We start from the raw sequence: 22,032 nt of genomic DNA, 5'->3' as shown, positions 1-22,032 counted from the left end.
AATTCTACATTAATTTAATTTATTCTACAAATCAAGGCTTCAATTCTACATAATTTGGAAATTAATTACCATTAAATATAATGCCCTTCATTCTACAAAAGACCAGGGTAATTCTACAAAATCCAATACTAATACAACAAAAATTGTATTTTTTTACCAACTTGTCTCCAATAAAAAAGAGACAGGCGCACCACACACGCCTATCCCCCAACCTCTTATTTAAAAACTGGCTCCTTAAACTGAGCTAATTTCTCCAATGAAGACTTATCAACATCAGCATGCAGACTGTTACCATGCGAATCCATCGTTACAACGGCAGTAAAGCCTTCAACACGCAAGTGCCACATCGCTTCAGGAATACCAAATTGCATTAAATCAACGCCCTCTACGCCTTTTATACAATCAGCATAATACTGAGCAGCCCCGCCGATCGCGTTCAAATAAACTCCGCCATGTTCTTTCAAGGCTGCCAATGTTTTCGGACCCATTCCGCCCTTACCAATCACAGCCCGGATACCGAACTTCTTCATGATATCGCCTTGATAAGGCTCCTCACGAATACTCGTTGTCGGACCGGCTGCTTTCACATGCCACTCGCCATTTTCGTCCTTCAACATGACTGGACCGCAATGATAAATCACCTGACCATTCAAATCAACCGGTGCATCATGGTCACTTAAATACTTATGAATCGCATCACGTCCGGTGTACATTAATCCATTAATTTGGACAACGTCGCCAACCTTTAACGAACGAATCTTTTCTTCTGTAATCGGTGCCTCTAACTTAATCACATCAGAGGATGATGAAGCAGCCGCTGTTTCCTTTTCAGCTTCCGTTTCTGCAAAATCAATGAACTCACCTTCTTGGTATGCCCATTCTTTAATTTCACCCGTCTCAGCGTCCACACTTACACCTAAACGGCGGAATGCCCAGCAGTTATATGCAACGGAGACGTAGAAGCTCGCTGGAATACGATTCATGACGCCTACTTTACAACCTAAAAGGGTCGCTTCCCCGCCGAATCCCATCGTCCCAATTCCTAATTTATTCGCATTTTCCATTACATATTCTTCTAGCTTGCGAAGATCCTCGTTTGGATTGACATCCTCCACTGAACGGAATAATTGCTCTTTTGCTAAATCATACCCTGATGAACGGTCACCGCCAATTCCTACACCAATAAAACCGGCGCTGCAGCCTTGTCCCTGTGCTTGGTAAACGGAATGCATGATGCATTTGCGGATACCATCAAGGTCACGTCCAGCTCGGCCAAGCCCTTCTAATTCACATGGAAGGCTGTATTGAATGTTTTTGTTTTCACAACCGCCGCCTTTTAAAATCAGACGCACGTCAATATAGTCTTTTTCCCATTGTTCAAATTTGATGACCGGTACGCCAGCGCCAAGGTTATCGCCGCTATTTTCACCTGTTAAAGAATCAACCGAGTTCGGACGCAATTTACCTTCTTTTGTCGCAAGAACAATGGCATTTCTAATGGCCTCTTTAATTTCTAATTGGTTAACGCCCACAGGTGTCTTAATTTTAAAGGTCGGCAGGCCCGTATCTTGACAGATGGGCGATACCTGATCGTCAGCCATTTTAATATTATTGGTGATCGTGGCAAGACTCATGGCAGCACTTGTTCCTGCATTTTCTTTTTGCTTTGCAGCTAACACAGCACGGCGAACGTCTTTCGGAAGTTTAGTTGATGTTTCAACAATTAGCTCGTACATGCTTTCTTGAAGTTTTTCAATATTCAATTCGAGTACTCCTTTCCCTTTGTTCCCCAATTTTCATCTATTTTCAATTTTACAACTATTTGCACGCTTACATTATACTCCTATAATCACTCAAATTAAAGGAAAAGCTTGCTATTGGCAACATGTACAAGTCCCAAAAAAGAGCCTGTTATTTAAACAGACTCACTTACTTCACGATTATTAAATTCACGGCACTTAGATTCCATATCATCCAGCATCGCGATTAAACGGTCAATATCCTCTAAATCAGCATCTTCAGGATCGATCGCATCAAGAACATCAATAAACATGTTTAAACGGTGTTTTAAAAAATCCACTTGCGTATTTTTATTTTGAATTTGGCTGCCCAAATGACTCACTCCTTTCATTACCGTTCCATCCTATCGAAATATAGGAACTTTGGCAATGGGTTAATTCTATTTTGCCCATTATTATTGAAAAAAGAACCCCTCAGTTTTGAGGAGTCCTTTAAAAATTTTGTTATCTTGGCCGTTCCGAAGCGGCAAAGCCAAAGGATACATAATCCTGAACAGGGATCCACGCACCAATGCCCTGAGAAGTAACGTTCTTGATGACAATAAACTTCTTACTTCCTTTTAGCATCAAATAGACTTCCCCGTAGGTTACCTTTCCTTTTTCATTCACCCCTGGGGCATAGGCATATAAGTACCCTAAGCGATTTGGAGGAATGTTGTAAATATGGTCGTTCTTTGTACCTGTTCCAATTATCGTTTCAAAAGCAAGAGGAAGATTAGTCTTTTCCATAGCCTTTAACAGCATCATCTTTTTCACTTCTTCGGCATTTGGGATTTTGGACGTCAGACCGCCTCGAATTACCTTTTGGGATTCCTGCACGTATTTGATTTGGTACGGCGTCTTGCCGCCGCGATTATCGAAGTAATTGGTGTTAATTTTTTGATACTCCCAGTTAGGGGAGGTTTCAGATGATTCGTAGTTTAATGGCCACTGGCCAAGATAAATAACGGCTCGATATCCGAGAGCAAACGGAGTGCTGTTAATGCTTGACTCATTAAGCATCCGAATGAGATCCGGATTTTGAATTTTAACTCTTGATGAATTAATGAGCTTTTTGGTCAAATCACTTGGCTGCAATAACGGTAAATCCTGGGTTGAATTTGGATACGTATTTTCTTTTGAAATATTACGTACAGACGGTGGAACTTGATATTTTACTGTGTTTTGTTTTACCGGGGCTTTTTGAGCAAAAGCTGACGGGATAAAGGATAACATTAATAGAAATGTCATAAGTAAAGAAACATTTTTCTTCACGGGTTGGAACTCCTTTCACTAAGAACATTAATCAGTCTGCTAATAGTTTTTTCGGAGTTCCCTCATATTATCCATTTCCCTCTAAGACTTTTTTACCTAACCTATGAATATTTCGTTTGCAAACGCTGCATAAATTTTTCAAAAAAGGGAAAAAACAATTGGATTGCCGGTCCTACTGTAAACGTGATGATAATCGTTCCGTATGAAATAGGTCCATTTAGGAAAAAGGCCGGGATTAAAGCGGTAATCTCGCCTATTGTTTTTGCCAGCATTAAATTCACACGGAACCGTTCTTTAATCGCTAACATAAAATTATCAATCGGGCTTTGCGGAAACTTAGCCTGCAAATAAATGGAGGCCCCAAATCCGATAATTAAGATCCCCACCAATAACATTGCCAGTTTAGCAAGTAACTGCTCTACATCAAATAAATTAAAAACAGTATCAAGCCAAAAATCCACTAACAAACCAATGACAATAATCGTCAGAAGCGATAGAATGTCCGGCCTTCTTTTGACTAAAAAGGCATTAACAAGGACTAAAATGGCGCCATCTATCATAACCCACTTTCCTACTGATAGCCCCACTCTTTCTGTCAGGGCGACATTTAAAGCATCCCATGACCCCACTCCAATATCAGCAACCTTGATTGTCATACATACCCCAAAGGTCATGATTGTTAACCCAATCATAAAAAATAGCAACCTTATAGTAAATTTCATTTCTCAGCTCCTTATGTTCTGGTTCAGAAGTAACACAATTGTAATAATCTGATTATTTACAAAACTTTAACTAGGATTTATAATAAACTTAACCTTTTAAAAAGGAGGGCAGTAATCAATCGGCTTACAATTTACTTTGACTAAGGAGGTTGGGATACCCGTCTTATATGAAATTCAACACTCGTGTTTTTCTAATGATTTCCACTAAACATGAAGGTTGGTGATTGATGGCCCCACGAAATGAAAACGATTGATTTAGAACCCTAAAAAAATAGTGCTGTATCATTATAGCATATGAATGAAGATTTACCGTACATTGAAAAAGTTGATGAAAAAGGAGACTCTATACCATTTGGCATAGAGTCTTTTCTATTTTTATAGCAAAAAAAATCCAATCCCCATAATGACATAGGCAGCTAGTAACGTTAATCCTTCAAACCAGTTGGATTCTCCATCGTTTGAAATAACTACCATCAATAAGACAGATGAAACCATGGCGATTAATTCCTGCCAGCTAAAAATAAGCGGCATCGAAGTTTCAAACAAGAGTGAAATTAGTACTAACACCGGCAAAACAAACATCGCAACTTGCAGCGTAGAGCCAATCGCGATTTCAACAGAGATATCCATTTTATTTTTATAGGCCATTAACACGGCTGAAGCGTGTTCTGCGGCGTTACCGACTATAGCGACAATGATTACCCCAATAAATAAATCTGACCAGCCAAATCTCTCCCCAACATATTCAAAGGTATGAACAAGATGCTCAGATATATAAGCGACAGCAATTGTCGCGATAAGGAGAACGGCGATTGCTTTCCCTTTGCCCCATTCTGGAATCTCTTCCTCGTGGGCATCTTTAGGGGCTGCTGATTGATATACTCCGCGATGGGTAACCAGCTTAAAGAATAGGGCAGATAAATAAAGGAGAATTAAAATCACAGATGTCCCTATGCTTAATGTTAACGTACTGGACTCCTTCATGTTGATAGAAAACACTTCCGGAATTACAAATGCAATCATGACCGCGAACATTAGCAATCCGGAGTTATGTCTGGCATCATATACATTGAATTCCTGGCGCTTAAATTTTAATCCGCCAACGAAGAATGAAAGTCCCGCAACAAGGAGTAAGTTCCCTAAAACCGACCCGGTTAACGAGGCCAGAACCACTTCCACCAGTCCAGCCTTTAAGGCAAAGATGGAAATAATCAGCTCAACTGCATTTCCGAAGGTTGCATTTAATAGTCCGCCAATCCGAGGACCGGCCACAATGGCAAGGCTCTCCGTTGCCCTGCCCATAAAGCTTGATAAGGAAATGATTGTTAAACAATACAGGATAAATAAGATTATGTTCGACCAATGCATCATTGTACCAATTACAGACACCGGTACCCCAATGAATGTCATTAGCATAAAAACTTTATTCGTCAACGTGTTCCCTCCAGTTTGCTCGTCCTTTTTCTTTTATAATTTTCACTTGTACCTTAATTTACCTAAAAATGAATAAAATGTCTAGGTCGCAATTCCCTTGCAAATGGCTCACTTTCTAGATACCATCATGGAGGTACTATTAAACTTACTTTAAATTAATGTGAGGATGGTTTATGAAAAAAATAAATGTACGTTTCTGGATCCTTGTCAGTATTGTGGCAATTTCTGGATTCTCTCAAGGCATGCTCCTCCCTCTCATTGCTGTTATTTTTGAAAAAAGCGGGGTATCATCTTCCTTAAATGGTTTTAATGCAACCGCCTTATATATTGGAATACTTTTGGTATCCCCGTTTATGGAAATGCCGTTAAGAAAGTATGGGTACAAACCTGTAATTATTTGGGGCGGAGGCCTAGTTGTTATATCACTTGCCTTATTTCCACTTTGGAAGACATATTGGTTTTGGTTTTTGTTACGGCTGCTGATCGGGATTGGTGATCACTCCCTCCACTTTGCAACACAAACGTGGATAACTTCATCATCTCCAGCTGAGAAGCGTGGCCGCAATATTTCCTTATATGGGTTATTTTTTGGAATAGGTTTTGCTGCAGGCCCGCTAATGACCCCGCTGGTTACTATTAATCAATCCTTACCTTTTATCGTTTCTTCTATTTTATGTTTAATTGGATGGGGTTTTGTGTTTACTTTGAATAATGAATTTCCCGAACAAAATGCCAACATCAATTCTTTTTTAGCGACGATTAAACAATTTAAACAGGCTTTTAAATTTGGATGGGTTGCATTCTTACTTCCCTTTACATATGGGTTCTTAGAGTCTTGCCTAAATGGAAGTTTTCCGGTTTACGCTCTTCGGACCAACATTAATGTATCGAGTGTCTCTGTTGTCCTATCTGTATTTGCCGTTGGAAGCATTATTACACAGCTCCCTTTAGGAATGTTAAGTGATCAATACGGGAGAAGAAATGTCTTAATGACCGTTCTGATGCTCGGGTTTTTAAGTTTTACAATGGCCAGTTTTGTGGAACACTCATTTATTGGACTTTTCATCGCGTTTCTTTTTTCAGGTATGCTTGTCGGATCAACCTTCTCACTGGGGATTAGCTTTATGACTGATTTGGTGCCAAGGTATCTGTTACCGACCGGTAATTTATTATGCGGTATTTCCTATAGCATTGGCAGCCTTATTAGTGGACCAATAATCGGCGGATTATTTATTAAGTTTTTTCAAAATGTAAGTTTCTTTTATATTATAAGTACCATACTCCTGGCTGTCTCCTTCATTTTATTTACCTTTGCAAAAAGGATACAGAAAAGGCTGGAATAGTAAAAACAAATCCTAAAAATTTTTGTAGGCAAATACATATCTTAAAACATACGATATATGGTAGAATAAATAAAAAGAATATCAGTTGAGATTCGCGCTGTCATCACTTGATGACAGCTTTCGTGTTTTTTAAGGGTATTGAATATGATTATTTTTCTCAGTCAGACTCAAAAGCGTAAGCGCCTTGACCAGGGGCGACAGGCATAAGACGAGCCGGCGAGAAGGTTGTTCTTTAACCTTCTTGACGGATTGGCTTATGACCCCGAGCCCCTAGGCGCTGAAGCTGGCCGAATCAAAAATAATGAGGGGGGAGAATCAATGAGTTCTGAAGCAAAAGTTCTATCAAATGGGGTTCAGGAAGACAGTTTGTTCGAAAAAATAAAACCACATTTCGAATTGATAGCGGCGGCGTTAAGCGGGGTCTTAATCGCAGCAGGCTGGCTGTTTGATAAAAGTGGTATTGAGGTCGAGTCCATTATTTCTTATTTATTAGCCTTTGTGATTGGGGGCTTTGCCAAAGCAAAAGAAGGAATCGAGGCCACCTATGAAAATAAAGAATTAAACGTCGAAATGCTGATGATTTTTGCTGCAGTCGGATCGGCCGTCATTGGTTATTGGACAGAAGGGGCTGTATTAATCTTTATCTTTGCCGTCAGCGGTGCGTTGGAAACTTACACCATGAATAAAAGCCACAAGGAGATCTCCTCTTTAATGGAGCTGCAGCCACAGGAGGCTTTAAGAATTACTAATGGTTATGAAAAGCGGGTGGCAGTTTCTGAACTAGTGGTAGGGGACCAAATCCTGATTAAACCGGGGGAGAGAGTACCATCTGATGGGGTTATTATCAAAGGGCTAACCAATATCGACGAAGCGGCAATTACCGGGGAATCAATGCCTGTTTCAAAAAGTGAGCAAGCAGAAGTTTTTGCCGGCACCGTCAATTTGACGGGTTCGATCACAGTTCAAATAACAAAGGAAAGTACAGATACACTTTTTCAAAAAATAATTCAGCTCGTTCAATCGGCTCAAAGTGAAAAATCTCCTTCACAGCTATTTATTGAGCGTTTTGAAGGAACTTATGTTAAAGTGGTCCTGCTTGTCGTTATAAGCATGTTCTTTTTACCTTACTTCCTACTTGGCTGGAGCTGGCATGAATCTTTCTATCGGGCCATGATTTTACTTGTAGTTGCATCACCTTGTGCATTAGTTGCCTCAATTATGCCTGCTACCCTTTCAGCCATTTCAAATGGGGCGAAACACGGCATTTTAGTAAAAGGCGGCGTCCATTTAGAAAACTTAGGTCATTTAGAAGCAATTGCCTTTGATAAAACAGGTACCCTGACAAAAGGAAAACCCGAAGTTACAGAAATATTAGTGAAAGATGGCATCGATAAAGAAGAACTTATTTTAAAAGCGGCTTCGATCGAGAACCTATCCAACCATCCACTAGCACAAGCCATTGTTAAACATGCAAAACAAACACTGCAGAAGGATTTATTACAGCCTGAAAGCTTAGAGGATATTCCTGGCTGGGGAGTTAAAGCAGCAATAAACGGGGAACAATGGAAAATCGGTAAAGCTGCATTTGTTGGAAATGATCAGGTTGATGAATTTGCTGAAGGAAAGGCCTTAGAATTAGCTGGTTTAGGTAATACTTTAGTCTTTATTGAGATAGATGGCATGCTTAGTGCAATGATTGCGATGAAAGATGTGGTTCGTGAAGAAACAAAGCATGCAATTGAGGATTTAAAGAAGCAAAACATAAGGACAATTATGCTGACAGGTGATAGTGAAAAAACAGCCCGAGCCATTGCGGCCGAGAGCCATGTGGATGAATTTTACGCAGAATGTCTCCCAGAAGAAAAGGTGGAGCAGTTAAAACAACTCAAGGAGAAATATAAAACAGTGGCAATGGTTGGCGATGGTATTAATGATGCCCCAGCATTAGCCATTGCTAATGTAGGAATCGCGATGGGTGGAGGCACAGATGTGGCCCTGGAAACTGCTGATATTGTCTTAATGAAAAACGATCTTCCTAAAATTGCCGAAGCGGTCCGGCTCTCACAGAGAATGAACAAAATCATTAAACAAAATGTAGTTTTCTCCATTGCTGTCATTATGCTGCTAATATGCTCCAATTTCTTTCAACTGCTAGATTTGCCATTCGGAGTTATTGGCCATGAAGGTAGTACCATCCTTGTTATTTTAAATAGCCTCCGGCTGTTAAAGGCATAACAAAGAAAGAAAGGCCTGGTGGAACCTTCATCCACCTGGCCTTTTTTATATTACGGCCTAGTGATAGCCATTAGAACCGTTCGCAGAACCTGAAGTTTTATTCCCCTTACTGCCTTTACCCTTTTGCTTTGTGCTGCCATCTTTTTTTGTATGTTTTGTCATTTTTTTAAGCCTCCCTTAATGTTCAGGGACTAAGCCCTAATCATAGTTTGGACGGATAAGTTATTTTGATTAAGGTAAGTGTTAGCAGTTTGTCCGTTTTTTGTCACTGTAGAAGGCATTTACTTCGCCTCCAAGAATAATAATAAAGGCGGATAGGTATAACCAGATCATTAACACAATGATTGCCCCAATTCCTCCATATGTAAGGGAATAATTACTAATATTGCCAACGTAGAAGGATAAACCCATTGATGATAGAATCCAGCCTATCGTGGCAAAAATAGCCCCTGGAAAAGCACTTCTGCATTTAAGCTTTACATTGGGTGCAATCCAATAAAGCCCTGTAAAAATAAGAAATAAAATGATGGCACTTCCCAGCCAGCTTAACGTATTCCATACCTTAATAAATTGTTCAGTATAGCCTAAGTGCGAGAATAAAAAAAGACCTATTTCCTTTCCAAAAACAGGGACGATAATGGCGAGCAAAAAGACGAAAATCATACCAAATGTTAATAGAACCGCCATTCCTCTTGCAACAATGAAGGAGCGGCTCTCCTTCACGTTATATGCCTTATTAAATGCCCTTACGATAGCGTTAATTCCGTTAGATGCCGACCAAATCGTCCCAATGATTCCGAATGATAGTAAGCCGCCATTACGTTGGCTCATAATTTCCTTAACATTTTTTTCAATAAGCTTCATAGCTTCAGCAGGGGCAAAATCGCGAATCATGCCGAGCATATCCTCATGTGGAATCGGGAAATAAGGTAGGAGCGTAAATAATACAATTAAGAGTGGAAATAAGGAAAGAAGAAAAAAATAGGCCAATTGCGCACTCAAGCCGGGAAGATCATCTTCTTCTATCCGATGCCAAAGTAATCTTAGCAATGATGAGCGTACATTTACTTTCCTTTCCATACAGATCCTCCTTCTTATTTGTGATTTATTTTTCCTTTCCTAATACAATATTTAAATTTTCATCTTCATCTTGTTCAATAAAGGTTTCCTTGGTTTCCTTAAGTATTTCCGTCACCTGTGGTGTCAGTTCTCTTAACTCCTCAACTTTTTCTGTAATAAAGGAAATATCTTCACTAACAGTTTCAAAGGTGGATTTAAGTTTTGCAGCTGTCCCCTTTACTTTTTCTGATAGTTCATCAGGATGTCGAACAATATAGCCCACCATACCAGAAGTTCTTTTTACATTTTCCTTCATAGCCTCACGTGTATCTTTATCTAATAAGCTTAGTGCTCCGCCTGCAATTGCCCCTAGCAGCATACCTTTCCAGAACTGATTTTTTTTTGTCATCTTAACCTCTCCTTCAAGCATCATAATTATCACTCTTATAATTGAAAATGATACCATTGTATATCTTACCATTTATTTTACGATATCAAACCTTCCAATCCAATCAGTGTCGTTGTCATTCAAGATTTTTCTTTGGACAAACTACAATAGAAATGAGTATTGACAGAAACTTTTTATCATGAAAAGATGGGATTAAAAATTAAGAAAAGGGTGACCATGATGAATTTATCAGAAAAGTCTGTCGAAAATGTCGAATTCATGATTGAACAAATAAAAGAAAAATTAAAGGTACTGAACCTTGGGGCCATCAAACCCTCTCATTTCGATGAGGAAATGTATGAAGAATTAAAGGAAATTTATGATATGGTTTTGAAAAAGAAATCATTTAGTCCAAATGAAATGCAGGCATTAGTCGAAGAACTTGGTAGTCTAAGGAAAAAATAAGAAAAGCGCAAGCGCCTTGGTCAGCCCCGATATAGGGCGACTCGTCGACTAGCCGGCCGAAAGGTTGCTTTTTAACCTTTTGGACGGAATGTCCTAAATGTGGAGGCGACTGTTCTGGGACTCTAGGCTAAGACGTACCCTGCACAGAAGGCGCTTTTTTCCTTCTTCAGGGGATGGCTAGACTTGCACTTGCGTCCCAAGGAGCTGCAACTGGATAAGCTTGTGACCATCGAGGGGCTAGGCGCAGGAACTAGACAATACTTAGAGTTAAAAAATTTTTATCTGATAATTAAAAGACCCGTTATTTTGTTTTTTAAAATAACGGGTCTTTTGTTTATTTCTGTTCAGTTAAAATGATTGGACCATCCTTTGTAATGGCAAGGGTGTGCTCATATTGAGCAGAATATTTTCCATCAATGGTTCTAGCAGTCCAGCCGTTCAAATCCATTTTGGTCTGGTAGCGGCCGATGTTTACCATTGGCTCAATGGTAAATACCATCCCCTCTTTAATTCGTGCCCCCTTACCTGGGAGTCCATAATGCGGAACATCTGGTTTCTCGTGCATAACTGCGCCGATACCGTGACCAATAAAATCACGAACAACAGAAAAACCTTCACCTTCTACATACGTTTGAATCGCATGGCCAATATCTCCAATTCGATTGCCGACAACAGCCTGCTCAATCCCTTTGTATAAAGCTTCCTTTGTTACCATTAATAAATGGGTTGCTTCCTCCGAAATCTGGCCAACACCGTAAGACCAAGCTGAATCTGCCAATGCACCATTATAATTAACAACCATATCAATCGTGACAATATCACCATCTTTTAATGGCTCTTTCCTAGGGAAACCATGGCATACCTCGTCATTAATACTTGCACAAGTTGCATACTCATAACCTTTATACCCTTTTTGTTCAGGTGTTGCTCCATTTTTCTTTAAAAATTCATCCACAAATTCTTCTATTTCCCACGTGGTGACACCTGGTTTTATTAATTTAGCAATTTCCTTATGACAAGCTGCAAGTATTTCTCCAGCCTTTTTCATTGCTTCAATCTCACGTTGTGATTTTAAGACAATCATCTGTTTCCCTGCCTTTTTGATTATATTTATGTACATTCATTATGTATTGTTCGTTGAAGTGTGGATTAGAAAATATACCTTCATACATTAATATTAACGCTATCTAGTGATTTTTTCAAAACATACCTTCCTTAAGTCACAGGTCTAGGAAGATATTCACATAGTTCATGATATTGTAATAATAGTCCGTTCTTAATATGGTACTTTCACATCCTTTTTGATAGAATATATATAAAGAAGTCTAACCGATTAAAACGTAATTACATTATTAATCGGAAAAAATTAAAATGTAGGTGTGTGAGACTCAATGATTGGTGACCGCGTAAAAAAATTTCGCTTAGAAAAGAAGATGTCACTATCCGAACTTGCTGAACAAGCGGGAGTTGCTAAATCTTATTTAAGTTCACTAGAAAGAAATCTGCAAAAGAATCCATCTATTCAATTTCTTGAAAAAATAGCTGGCGTTTTAAATCTTCCTGTTGAACATCTAATTCACGAACAAATCGATAAGGACGACTTAGATAATGATTGGATGAACCTTGTTAAAGAAGCCATGAATTCTGGTGTTTCGAAAGAGCAATTCCGGGATTTTCTCGAATTTAATAAATGGCGGATTAATCAAAATAATCATGAATAAAAAAAGCATTCTACAAAAGCGATTATTTTGTAGAATGCTTTTTTTAATATGTACCTGATGACTCCAAATCATCATGAGTAAGAAAATTCCGCACATCCTCAATGGAGAGTCCAAGTTTTCTTGCCTCTAAAATAAGGTCCATCCATTCCTGATCCACAACATCCACGTCTTTTTCAGTAATTAACATTTTACTCACTCCCCAAAATACACTGTATTCCAGGTAACCCGGCCATCATAGCAAATTCATAATCGCCTTAGATCCTCGGCTTTGCGTCCCTGCTTTTCAACAGGTTTGCCCTTTTCTGATTTCCCTACTTAAGTAATACATCGTCATTTTTCCAATGTTTTATATCTAGGTCCTTTTGCTTATTTAATTAGCGATATGTTCATTATATCGATTAGAATTCTTAGAGTGTGTAGTAATTTGTCAGTTTTTACTAATTTCCTTACAACTTTTTCAAACAAATTCCCCGGTATTTCTACAAAAATCCCCATTTTATTAACAAAAAGTATCCTAATTATCCCTGAATGTTAAATTTGTCTATTTTGTGACAATAGGCATATAATATAAACAATATTAAATAAAATAAATATTTAAAATATTAAATGAAGGATGTGTCATGTATTGACGTTGATTCATGTTTTAAATTTTTCCATCCCTATCGCCTTTATTGTTATTGCTGGCTTTTTATTGGACAGAATGTGCAAACCTTTTCAACAAGAAAAAAAGCTGGTGATGAATAGCCCCCGCTTCATCAAACCAGCTTTTACTTATTTATTTTACGCTGCACCTTTAACTCATAGTTTTTAAAAAAGGATGAATTTGTTTTAACTCCTCGTTTTGCCATTAACTGATTAAATCTTAACAGTTTTTCATTTAATTTTCTTTGAAGGTTTTCTCTTTCATTTTCATCGCATTTTTTGAGCAGGTCTTCTATACCTATCATTTCCTGTCGTAAGTGTTCTTCTTCTTCTGTATAACCGGCATTTTTCATTATTTTATAGGCCATGCGCAGTTCCTCAGGAATACCAGATAAATCCTCAAGCTGCATGGGTTTTCCAAATCCAGGTAATGCATCAAATTCACCTTCTTGATAGGCTTTTTTTATTCTATCTTCTGAAAGAATCTGAAAAAAATCCATGTTCACTGCCTCCTTTCACAAAAACACTATTCTAATTATAACAACTCATGTACCATAGATAAATTGGAAAAATCATTCCAATTTATTTTCAGGAATGTTTGGGGAAACTACTTGCGAAGACGAAAGGAGTGTTAACATTGGCACGTGGAGAACATTTTGATCACAAAAAGAAGAATCATCCAGGTAATTTCCCAAAGGACAGCCTTACAGAAAAGCATGTAAAGGAAGCTATTGGGGATGAGGAATTAATTGTAACCCAGGAAGCTTTTAAAAATAGAATCGAGGATGAGGATGAACGGCGGGTAGATACTGGCCGCTGGCTCCCAAATCATATGAAGTAAAAGGCGTGAGTTTTTCACGCCTTTTTTGCATTTTCTTTTATAAAGTGATGAAATTCAAGCAGCTTTAACCATTCAGCCGCCTTTTCGATATCCTTTGAAAATACCCGATCTCTTGCAATGGAAGGTACTTGTTTACGCCCTTCTTCATATAACGCTTTTGTATATATTGCCAGTTTATTAATTCCACGAATTTCAACTGCCTGCATAGCACAAATCAATTCAATCGCAAGGACTCTTCTGACATTTTGGATAATTTGATACGCATGCCTAGCGGCAATCGTCCCCATGCTGACATGGTCCTCTTGGTTAGCAGAAGATGGAATCGAGTCGACACTTGCAGGATGTGCCAGTGTTTTGTTTTCTGAGACAAGTGACGCCGCTGCATATTGCATAATCATGGCACCAGATTGCAAACCAGGCTCAGGACTCAAGAACGGGGGCAAATCGTTTAGTTGCGGATTGACTAATCGTTCAATCCTTCTTTCTGAAATATTTGCCAGTTCTGCAACCGCAAGTTTCATAAAGTCCATTGCAAAAGCAATCGGCTGTCCATGGAAGTTACCACCTGAGATTACTTTTTCCCCTTCATTAAAGATTAGCGGGTTATCCGTTGCCGCGTTCATCTCGATTTCTAATTTTTCTTTTACATAATCTAGAGCCTGCCATGTGGCACCATGAACCTGCGGGATACATCGTAACGAATAAGCATCCTGAACCCTTAACTCCCCCTGTCTTGTTGTTAACAGACTATCACTTAAGTAATGACGGATTCTCGCAGCTGTTTCAATTTGTTGTTTGTAACCTCTTGCAATCTGGACCTCCTCTGTGAAGGCATCCATGATCCCATTTAAAGCTTCTATCGTCATAGCGGCTATTAATTCACTTTCAAAGCTAAGCTTTTCTGCTTCTAGGTATCCTACCACCCCCATTGCCGTCGTAGCTTGTGTACCATTTATGAGGGCGAGACCTTCTTTAGCTTCTAATGTCACAGGTCTAATCCCTTCCTGCTGAAGGGCTGCAAGTGAATCCATCCGTTTTCCTTTGTAAAATACCTCCCCTTCGCCAATTAATACCAGGGCAAGGTGAGAAAGTGGAGCGAGGTCCCCGCTTGCTCCGAGCGACCCTTGCTGAGGAATGACAGGAATAATGTCTAAATTTACTAACGCTAATAATTTTTCAATAATAACAGGTCTGATCCCCGAATACCCTTTTAACAATGCATTGGCTCGAAGTAGAACCATCGCTTTAGAGACTACTTCTGGAAAGGGTTCTCCTAACCCGCACGCATGGGAGCGGATTAAATTTAGCTGAAGGTCCTGAACATAGGCTTTATCAATTAAGACGTCGCTAAATTTTCCAAACCCTGTTGTGATTCCATAGACGACTCGAGATTCTGAAACAATTTTTTCAACTGCCTCCCTGCTTTTTTGGACAGCCTCCATACTTCTCGTTGAGGCGACGACCTTTTTCTTAGCGTATAACACCTCTTTTATTTGCTCTAAGGATAAATCATTACCTGTTAACGTAATCATTTGTCTCTCTCCTCTACCAATTTAGAAGAATAAAGAAAGAGGCTGGATTCCTCAACCTTTTAGATTAGGGATCCAGCCTCTTTCTTATTTGACGTTTATATTTCAGGGAATGCCGCATGTCTCTTCATTCCAATCTATAACTATTCCGGTAATTTTATTGTATGTTAGGAAAAGATTGGCTGTCAATCCAATTTAACCGGAGAAAAAACAATTTCTCATCCGGGCAATCGAAGCTTGAGCTAAGAGAACAGATATTAAGGAATGTATCACTGCCACCGATGCGAGTATATGCCTACTCTAGGTTTAACTTTCTTAAAGCATCAGCCAGAGCTGAATTGATTGGCTCTTCTTGTTTTTGCTGCTGTTTTAAATACTTTTGGACGTCGCCTTTGGATACTTTTCCACGAGATTCCTTTTTGCGTCGTGCTTCGAAAGCAGATAGCTTTTCACGATATCCACATTGACATGCAAAGATTTGTCCTTCTCCCTCACCACGTAATTCAAGCTTTTTACGGCATTGTGGGCAGCGCGCATTTGTAATGCGTGAGACGTTTTTGCGATGCCCACATTCACGATCCTGACATACAAGCATTTTCCCTTTTTTGCCGTTTACCTCAAGCATTGGTTTCCCGCAGTCAGGACATGATTTTGTTGAAATATTGTCGTGCTTATACTTTTTATTACTTGATTTAATTTCTCTAACGATTTCTTTTGTATGCTGCTTCATCTCATTGATAAATGTTTCTTTTTTAAGTTTACCTTTTGCAATTAACTCAAGCTTTTGTTCCCATTCTGCCGTAGTTGCAGGAGATTTTAGTTCTTCTGGAACTAAATCTAGCAGTTGACGACCTTTAGAAGTAATATGAATATCTTTTCCGCGTTTTTCAATTAAGAACGAATTAAATAGTTTGTCAATAATATCAGCACGTGTTGCAACTGTACCGAGACCACCGGTAGATTTCAATGTGTCTGCAAGTTGTTTATTCTGATTCTCCATATACTTCGCTGGATTTTCCATTGCTGATAAAATGCTCGCTTCTGTAAAGCGTGGAGCCGGTTTAGTTTGACCTGACGTTTGGGCGATTAATGTAACATTTAATGTATCACCTTTTTCTATTCGGGGTAAAATCTGCTCCTTTAAGTCGTCTGGATTATCATCATCTTCATAGCGGTTTTCATATACTTCTTTCCATCCGGAGTTCAGAATGGTTTTTCCACGTGCAATGAAATTTTCATCACCAATTTTTGCACGTAACGTTAATTGTTCGTACTCAAATGCAGGAAATAATACTGCTAGGAAGCGTTTAATAACTAAATCATATATTTTGCGTTCTTTATCGGTAAATGCTGAGAAATTCACATACCCTTCAGTTGGAATAATCGCATGGTGATCACTTACTTTGCTATCATCTACAAATAATTTAGAAGCCTTTATTGGTTTCTTTAATACTTTATTTACTAACGGACGATAATCTCCTATTGAACATGCTTTAAGACGTTCTGAAAGCGTTGGAACAATATCTGATGAGATAAAGCGTGAATCCGTACGAGGATACGTTAATACTTTATGTTGTTCGTAAAGCTTCTGCATAATATTTAGCGTTTCTTTAGCAGAGTAGCCAAAGATTTTATTGGCATCACGCTGTAATTCTGTTAAATCATAAAGACCCGGAGAGAATGACTTCTTCGGCTTTTTCTCAATCTCAGTTACAATAGCATTTTTCCTGCCAAGTTTTCTCACAATCTCATCGATCTTTTCCTTATCAAAGCTGCGACTATCGCCTTTAGCATTTTGCCAGGTTAGTTTTAAGCCATCAACCGTTTGTGCTTCGATTCCATAAAAGTCTTGAGATTTGAAATTTTTAATCTCATCTTCACGTGCTGCAACAATTGCTACAACCGGAGTTTGCACACGCCCGCAATTTAATTGCGCATTAAACTTTGTCGTTAGTGCCCGGGTAGCATTAAGACCGATATACCAGTCAGCTTCAGAGCGCGCTACTGCAGAAAGATATAGATTTTCATACTCCTTCCCATTTCTCAGCTTTTGAAATCCTTCTTTAATTGCCTTGTCTGTAACGGATGAAATCCATAACCGTTTTGTGGGTTTATTTACCTTTGCCTTAGCAAGAATCCACCGTGCAACTAGTTCCCCCTCACGAGCACTATCTGTTGCTATTACAATCTCTTCTACATCAGAACGCTGTAGTTGGCTCTTCACTGAATGAAACTGCTTACTCGTTTGCTTAATAACGACCAGCTTTAATTCATTCGGCAACATAGGTAAATCTTCTAATTTCCACGTTTTATATTTATCGTCATACACTTCAGGGTCTGCAAGCGTAACTAAATGTCCTAACGCCCATGTTACAATATATTTATCTCCTTCTAAAAAACCATTACCTTTTTTATGACAATTCAATACACGCGCAATATCTCGAGCGACTGAAGGTTTTTCAGCTATTACAACACTTTTTTTCACTTTTTCTAAACACCCTTTCGGAAAGCCATTGAACTTTAATATAGCATACAATCCCTTGAATTGCAGAAAAGCTTGTCCATGTTTGATGCTTCAAAATACTCAATGAACAATTGACAAGCAATCAGTTACATACTTAATTTCTAAAACTTTTAAAAGGTGAAAATAAAGGTAGACAATTCTTATAAAAGACAGGCCTACCTGCCCATTTTTTCTTGAAACCACTTCCAATGGGATAGTATGATGGAGTGGCATGCAAAAGAGAAACGAGGTTTTTTATGAGGATAAGGGACTGGGATGCAAATTTAAAGGTTCGATTAGGTTCGGAAGCCTTGTTGAATATCACCTATTGGATGTTTTTTCCGTTCTTGTCGATTTACTTTGCTGAAGAGTTTGGCAAGAGTAAAGCAGGTTTATTATTAGTGTTTTCCCAGATTTTTTCAGTATTGGCTAACCTGATGGGAGGTTATTTCGCCGATCGCTTTGGGCGAAAACGGATGATGGTCCTTGCATCCATCGGGCAGGGGCTTTCATACTTATGCTTCGCCTTAGCCAGCTCACCATGGCTAACGTCGCCGTGGTTAGGCTTTGTAGCTTTTACAATAGCAGGTGTGTTTGGTTCCTTCTACTGGCCAGCGAGCCAGGCCATGGTTGCAGACGTGGTTAAGGAGAAAGATCGCAGCGATGTGTTTGCTATCTTTTATACATCGATTAATATAGCTGTAGTAGCCGGACCCATTTTAGGTTCCATTTTTTATGTCCAATATCGCTTTCAGCTGTTACTTTTTGCCGCGATGGTTTGTATTTTAGTCGGCTTGATTCTGACAAAATGGACCCGCGAGACGGTACCACTGCAAAGAAGGGCTTCACTTTCTAGTGAAGGAAAGTGGTATTACTTTTTAGGAAATCAAATGAGAGATTACACTTTAATTGTGAAGGATAAAACCTTCCTCCTGTTTATTATCGCTGGAATCTTAGCAGGTCAGACCTTTATGCAATTGGACTTATTAATTCCTGTCTATATAAAGGATTTTGTAAAAGATCAGAGTTTGTTTATCATTGGGGATTGGTCGTTTCGTATAAAAGGGGAGCAGGTTTTTGGAATTGTGCTGGCTGAAAATGGCTTTCTCGTAGCCCTGCTGACTGTCTATGTAACTAGATGGATGGGGAGATATTACGAAAGAAATGTCTTCGCCCTCTCTTCCGTTGTTTATGCGGTATCGATCGTTATTTTTAGCCAGACACATTGGATTTGGGGTTTAATTTTGGCGATGGCCATTTTTACGTTTGCAGAATTAATGGGAGCCGGACTGCAGCAAGGTTTCGTTTCCAAACTGGCACCAGAGCATATGAGAGGTCAGTATTTCGCGGCGGCGAGCTTGCGATTTACTATCAGCCGGACAATTGCCCCCCTTGCCATTCCAATGACTGTTTGGGCAGGTTATGACTGGACTTTCTATATTCTTTGTCTACTGGCACTTGCAAGTGCGGGATTATATTGGTTGATGTTTTATGTGTTTGAAAAACAAAGAAAGAGAATCACCGCTTAACCGCTCGACTACTATGTTTTACGGTTTATTTTTCCATTTAAACACGTTACAATAAAAGCAGATTCCGATAAAAGGAGATACATATCATGAGTGATTTTAAAAAAAGTCTTGAGAAGTATGCAGAGCTTGCTGTCAAGGTTGGGGTTAATATTCAAAAAGGCCAAACCCTCGTGGTCAACGCCACTTTAGAAGCAGTTGAATTTGTCCGTCTTGTTGTCAAAAAGGCATACGAAACAGGGGCTTTAAATGTCATTGTGAATTGGAACGATGATATCGTAACAAGAACAAAATATGATTTGGCACCAGATGAGGCCTTTTTAGAGTATCCGGTTTGGCGTGCAAAGGAAATGGAGGATCTAGCAGAAAACGGTGCTGCCTTTATGTCGATTATTTCTTCAAGCCCTGACTTGTTAAAAGGTGTAAATCCTGAACGAATTGCTAACTTCCAAAAAGCAGCCGGAAAGGCGCTTGCTAATTATCGGAAAGCTGCACAATCTGACAAAGTCAGCTGGACAGTGATTGCTGCAGCGTCTAGCGATTGGGCTGTAAAAGTATTCCCGGATGAGCCTAGTGAAAATCAAGTGAATAAGCTTTGGGAGGCTATTTTTAAATCTGTTCGAGTTGATACAGAAAATCCGGTGGAAGCTTGGAAAAAGCATGATGAAACACTTCATGAAAAGGTCCACTATTTAAACGGAAAAAGATACAAAAAACTTCATTATACTGCTCCGGGAACTGATTTAACGATTGAACTTCCGGAGAAGCATCTTTGGGTAGGTGCAGGAAGTGTTAATCAAAAAGGTTTTGAGTTCATGGCCAACATGCCGACTGAAGAAGTTTTTACTGTACCATTGAAAACTGGTGTTAATGGTACAGTTGCCAGCACGAAACCTTTAAGCTACGGCGGCAATATCATTGACCGCTTCTCGATCACATTTGAAAATGGAAAAATTGTGGGTGTGAAGGCCGAAGAAGGCGAAGAAATCTTAAAGCGTCTTGTTGATACAGATGAAGGTTCGCATTATCTAGGAGAGGTAGCGCTTGTTCCTTATGACTCTCCTATTTCAAAATCCAATGTCCTTTTCTTTAATACGCTTTTTGATGAAAATGCTTCGAACCATTTAGCGATCGGCAGTGCCTACGCTTTCTGTATTGAAGGTGGAAAGCAAATGTCCTCTGAGGAGTTAGCACAAAACGGACTTAATGAAAGTATTACCCATGTGGATTTCATGATTGGTTCAGCTGAAATGGACATTGATGGGATTACTGAAGATGGAAAGACAGAACCTATCTTCAGAGCTGGAAACTGGGCATTTTAATAACAAAAGCTGTTAGTTCAACAAGTTAACGAAACGGATATTAAGAAGGGCTCAGTTCAATATAACTGAGCCCTTCCTATTTTTAATTACAAAAACATGTTCTTACCCCCCGAAGCTGCACCACCCTGAGGTTTTCAGGGGATAAGCGGTGTTCTTAACCCCCGTAACTCCACCACCCTGAGGTTTTCAGGGGATAAGAGCGGTTCTTAACCCCCGTAACTCCACCACCCTGAGGTTTTCAGGGGATAAGAGCAGTTCTTAACCCCCGTAACTCCACCACCCTGAGGTTTTCAGGGGATAAGAGCAGTTCTTAACCCCCGTAACTCCACCACCCAGAGAATTTCAGGGGATAAGAGCGGTTCTTAACCCCTGAATCCTCTCCATATTATGCTGTTCGGGGGTTATAAACCGAAGTGAACATACTGCATCCTGGGCAAGGTGCCTCCACCGTTTAGAGAATTAACCCAATTTATAATATTTTTTTCCTTGTAAATAAATCAACCAAATATGTATGGTAATATATATCAAGTAATGGCTCAAAGTACCTTGAAAAGTGCTTAATTTTCAATGGAACATTGAATTTGAAAATAAAAAAAACAGATGAACATAGTGATAGGAATAACGTAAGTATAGGGCGTCTAGTAAATAAATGACTGTACACAAACATCTTAACGTATAATATTCCTGACCATAAAACATTCCAACCGTGAGCATACAGAATTAAGTGCTTCTTGTGAATCAAATATTCAACAGCGGTACTTATGATAATCCACCGTAAGAAGTAAATAAATTGCTTAAACAGTGTATTTGGCATTTTGTTTAAGAATACGAGTACTAATAATGGAGTTATTATTATTGTATGGACTACCCTAATAAGCCACCAGTTTATCCCATTTGGAATAAACTCCCAAACAAGATGTCTTCTACATAGTAAATAATAAATTGCATTAAATGAACTTACATATACCATATTTTTATAATACTTAGGAATCTCACGCCAAGATTTACTGAAGATGGTTAATAATATAACGCTTAGTATCAAAACGATATGCCTATTTCTAATTCTATGTTTCTTTTTCATTTTAACCCTCTTTATAAAAGTAAAATTAAGAGCTTAGTAAGAGATTTCCCTCAATTCATAATACTTATAAGCTAACCTTCCTGTTAAATTAAGTACATTTATCATTTTTTTGTTTGACCACCTGTATAGTAAAGCGCAAGTTAAATTGAAGGGGTACAACAGGCTGGG

The 22,032-nt window shown here is 39.0% G+C and carries 20 protein-coding genes and 1 riboswitch; of the genes, 7 read left to right on the top strand and 13 right to left on the bottom strand.

Features of this window, described 5'->3' with window-relative positions; genetic code table 11:
• Positions 1-215: 215 nt before the first annotated feature.
• The 5 genes from M3226_RS11410 to cax form a co-directional block, all read right to left on the bottom strand.
• The gene (locus M3226_RS11410; protein WP_285857811.1) at positions 216-1,763 is read right to left on the bottom strand and encodes a fumarate hydratase; all 1,548 of its coding nucleotides are present in this window, start codon (positions 1,761-1,763) and stop codon (positions 216-218) included.
• Positions 1,764-1,915: 152 nt separating this feature from the next.
• On the bottom strand, positions 1,916-2,113 hold the full coding sequence (locus tag M3226_RS11405; protein ID WP_251565611.1) for an SE1561 family protein: 198 nt from the start codon (positions 2,111-2,113) through the stop codon (positions 1,916-1,918).
• A 130-nt stretch (positions 2,114-2,243) separates the two neighbouring features.
• Positions 2,244-3,053 (bottom strand): YfkD famly protein, encoded by an 810-nt coding sequence (locus M3226_RS11400; protein WP_251565380.1) that lies wholly within the window; start codon positions 3,051-3,053, stop codon positions 2,244-2,246.
• A 101-nt stretch (positions 3,054-3,154) separates the two neighbouring features.
• Positions 3,155-3,775 carry a YczE/YyaS/YitT family protein gene (locus M3226_RS11395; RefSeq protein ID WP_251565378.1) on the bottom strand — a complete coding sequence of 207 codons (621 nt, stop codon included), beginning with the start codon at positions 3,773-3,775 and terminating at the stop codon, positions 3,155-3,157.
• Between the two features lie 375 nt (positions 3,776-4,150).
• Complete coding sequence (cax, locus tag M3226_RS11390; RefSeq protein WP_251565376.1) at positions 4,151-5,209, bottom strand: calcium/proton exchanger; 1,059 nt, start codon at positions 5,207-5,209, stop codon at positions 4,151-4,153.
• Between the two features lie 173 nt (positions 5,210-5,382).
• Between cax and M3226_RS11385 the strand changes: the two genes are divergently transcribed.
• The gene (locus M3226_RS11385; protein WP_251565374.1) at positions 5,383-6,552 is read left to right on the top strand and encodes an MFS transporter; all 1,170 of its coding nucleotides are present in this window, start codon (positions 5,383-5,385) and stop codon (positions 6,550-6,552) included.
• Positions 6,553-6,870: 318 nt separating this feature from the next.
• Complete coding sequence (locus M3226_RS11380; RefSeq protein ID WP_251565372.1) at positions 6,871-8,787, top strand: heavy metal translocating P-type ATPase; 1,917 nt, start codon at positions 6,871-6,873, stop codon at positions 8,785-8,787.
• A gap of 243 nt (positions 8,788-9,030) precedes the next feature.
• Here M3226_RS11380 and M3226_RS11375 read toward each other — a convergent pair whose 3' ends face one another.
• Positions 9,031-9,867, bottom strand: coding sequence for a YihY/virulence factor BrkB family protein (locus M3226_RS11375; RefSeq protein ID WP_251565370.1), 837 nt, complete (start codon positions 9,865-9,867; stop codon positions 9,031-9,033).
• Positions 9,868-9,892: 25 nt separating this feature from the next.
• The gene (locus M3226_RS11370; protein ID WP_251565368.1) at positions 9,893-10,255 is read right to left on the bottom strand and encodes a YtxH domain-containing protein; all 363 of its coding nucleotides are present in this window, start codon (positions 10,253-10,255) and stop codon (positions 9,893-9,895) included.
• 219 nt (positions 10,256-10,474) lie between these two features.
• Between M3226_RS11370 and M3226_RS11365 the strand changes: the two genes are divergently transcribed.
• A complete protein-coding gene (locus M3226_RS11365; RefSeq protein ID WP_251565609.1) occupies positions 10,475-10,699 on the top strand; it encodes a DUF1128 domain-containing protein in 225 nt (74 codons plus the stop codon).
• Positions 10,700-11,033: 334 nt separating this feature from the next.
• Here M3226_RS11365 and map read toward each other — a convergent pair whose 3' ends face one another.
• The gene (gene map, locus M3226_RS11360; RefSeq protein WP_251565366.1) at positions 11,034-11,783 is read right to left on the bottom strand and encodes a type I methionyl aminopeptidase; all 750 of its coding nucleotides are present in this window, start codon (positions 11,781-11,783) and stop codon (positions 11,034-11,036) included.
• Positions 11,784-12,090: 307 nt separating this feature from the next.
• Here map and M3226_RS11355 point away from each other — a divergent pair, with 307 nt between their 5' ends.
• Positions 12,091-12,420, top strand: a complete 330-nt coding sequence (locus tag M3226_RS11355; protein ID WP_098532827.1) for a helix-turn-helix domain-containing protein — start codon at positions 12,091-12,093, stop codon at positions 12,418-12,420.
• A gap of 43 nt (positions 12,421-12,463) precedes the next feature.
• Here M3226_RS11355 and M3226_RS11350 read toward each other — a convergent pair whose 3' ends face one another.
• A complete protein-coding gene (locus M3226_RS11350) occupies positions 12,464-12,607 on the bottom strand; it encodes an anti-repressor SinI family protein (RefSeq protein WP_251565364.1) in 144 nt (47 codons plus the stop codon).
• Positions 12,608-12,636: 29 nt separating this feature from the next.
• Positions 12,637-12,727: riboswitch (cyclic di-GMP riboswitch) on the bottom strand.
• Between the two features lie 460 nt (positions 12,728-13,187).
• Complete coding sequence (locus tag M3226_RS11345) at positions 13,188-13,562, bottom strand: DnaJ family domain-containing protein (RefSeq protein WP_251565362.1); 375 nt, start codon at positions 13,560-13,562, stop codon at positions 13,188-13,190.
• A 137-nt stretch (positions 13,563-13,699) separates the two neighbouring features.
• Here M3226_RS11345 and M3226_RS11340 point away from each other — a divergent pair, with 137 nt between their 5' ends.
• Complete coding sequence (locus tag M3226_RS11340; protein ID WP_251565360.1) at positions 13,700-13,903, top strand: hypothetical protein; 204 nt, start codon at positions 13,700-13,702, stop codon at positions 13,901-13,903.
• 14 nt (positions 13,904-13,917) lie between these two features.
• On the opposite strand, the gene hutH is transcribed toward M3226_RS11340, so the two are convergent.
• Positions 13,918-15,435, bottom strand: coding sequence for a histidine ammonia-lyase (hutH, locus tag M3226_RS11335; protein ID WP_251565358.1), 1,518 nt, complete (start codon positions 15,433-15,435; stop codon positions 13,918-13,920).
• Positions 15,436-15,727: 292 nt separating this feature from the next.
• Complete coding sequence (locus M3226_RS11330; protein ID WP_251565357.1) at positions 15,728-17,917, bottom strand: DNA topoisomerase III; 2,190 nt, start codon at positions 17,915-17,917, stop codon at positions 15,728-15,730.
• Positions 17,918-18,192: 275 nt separating this feature from the next.
• On the opposite strand from M3226_RS11330, the gene M3226_RS11325 reads away from it, so the two are divergent.
• Together M3226_RS11325 and M3226_RS11320 are read left to right on the top strand one after the other, a co-directional pair.
• Entirely contained in the window at positions 18,193-19,464 is a 1,272-nt protein-coding gene (locus tag M3226_RS11325) for an MDR family MFS transporter (RefSeq protein ID WP_251565355.1), read from the top strand.
• An 86-nt stretch (positions 19,465-19,550) separates the two neighbouring features.
• Positions 19,551-20,783, top strand: coding sequence for an aminopeptidase (locus tag M3226_RS11320; protein WP_251565353.1), 1,233 nt, complete (start codon positions 19,551-19,553; stop codon positions 20,781-20,783).
• 469 nt (positions 20,784-21,252) lie between these two features.
• On the opposite strand, the gene M3226_RS32715 is transcribed toward M3226_RS11320, so the two are convergent.
• Positions 21,253-21,864 (bottom strand): CBO0543 family protein, encoded by a 612-nt coding sequence (locus tag M3226_RS32715; RefSeq protein ID WP_374110583.1) that lies wholly within the window; start codon positions 21,862-21,864, stop codon positions 21,253-21,255.
• Positions 21,865-22,032 lie beyond the last annotated feature (168 nt).

Source organism: Neobacillus cucumis (assembly GCF_023715505.1).
Note: the sequence above shows the minus strand (reverse complement) of the source record. Positions and strands in the feature narration are given on the sequence as shown.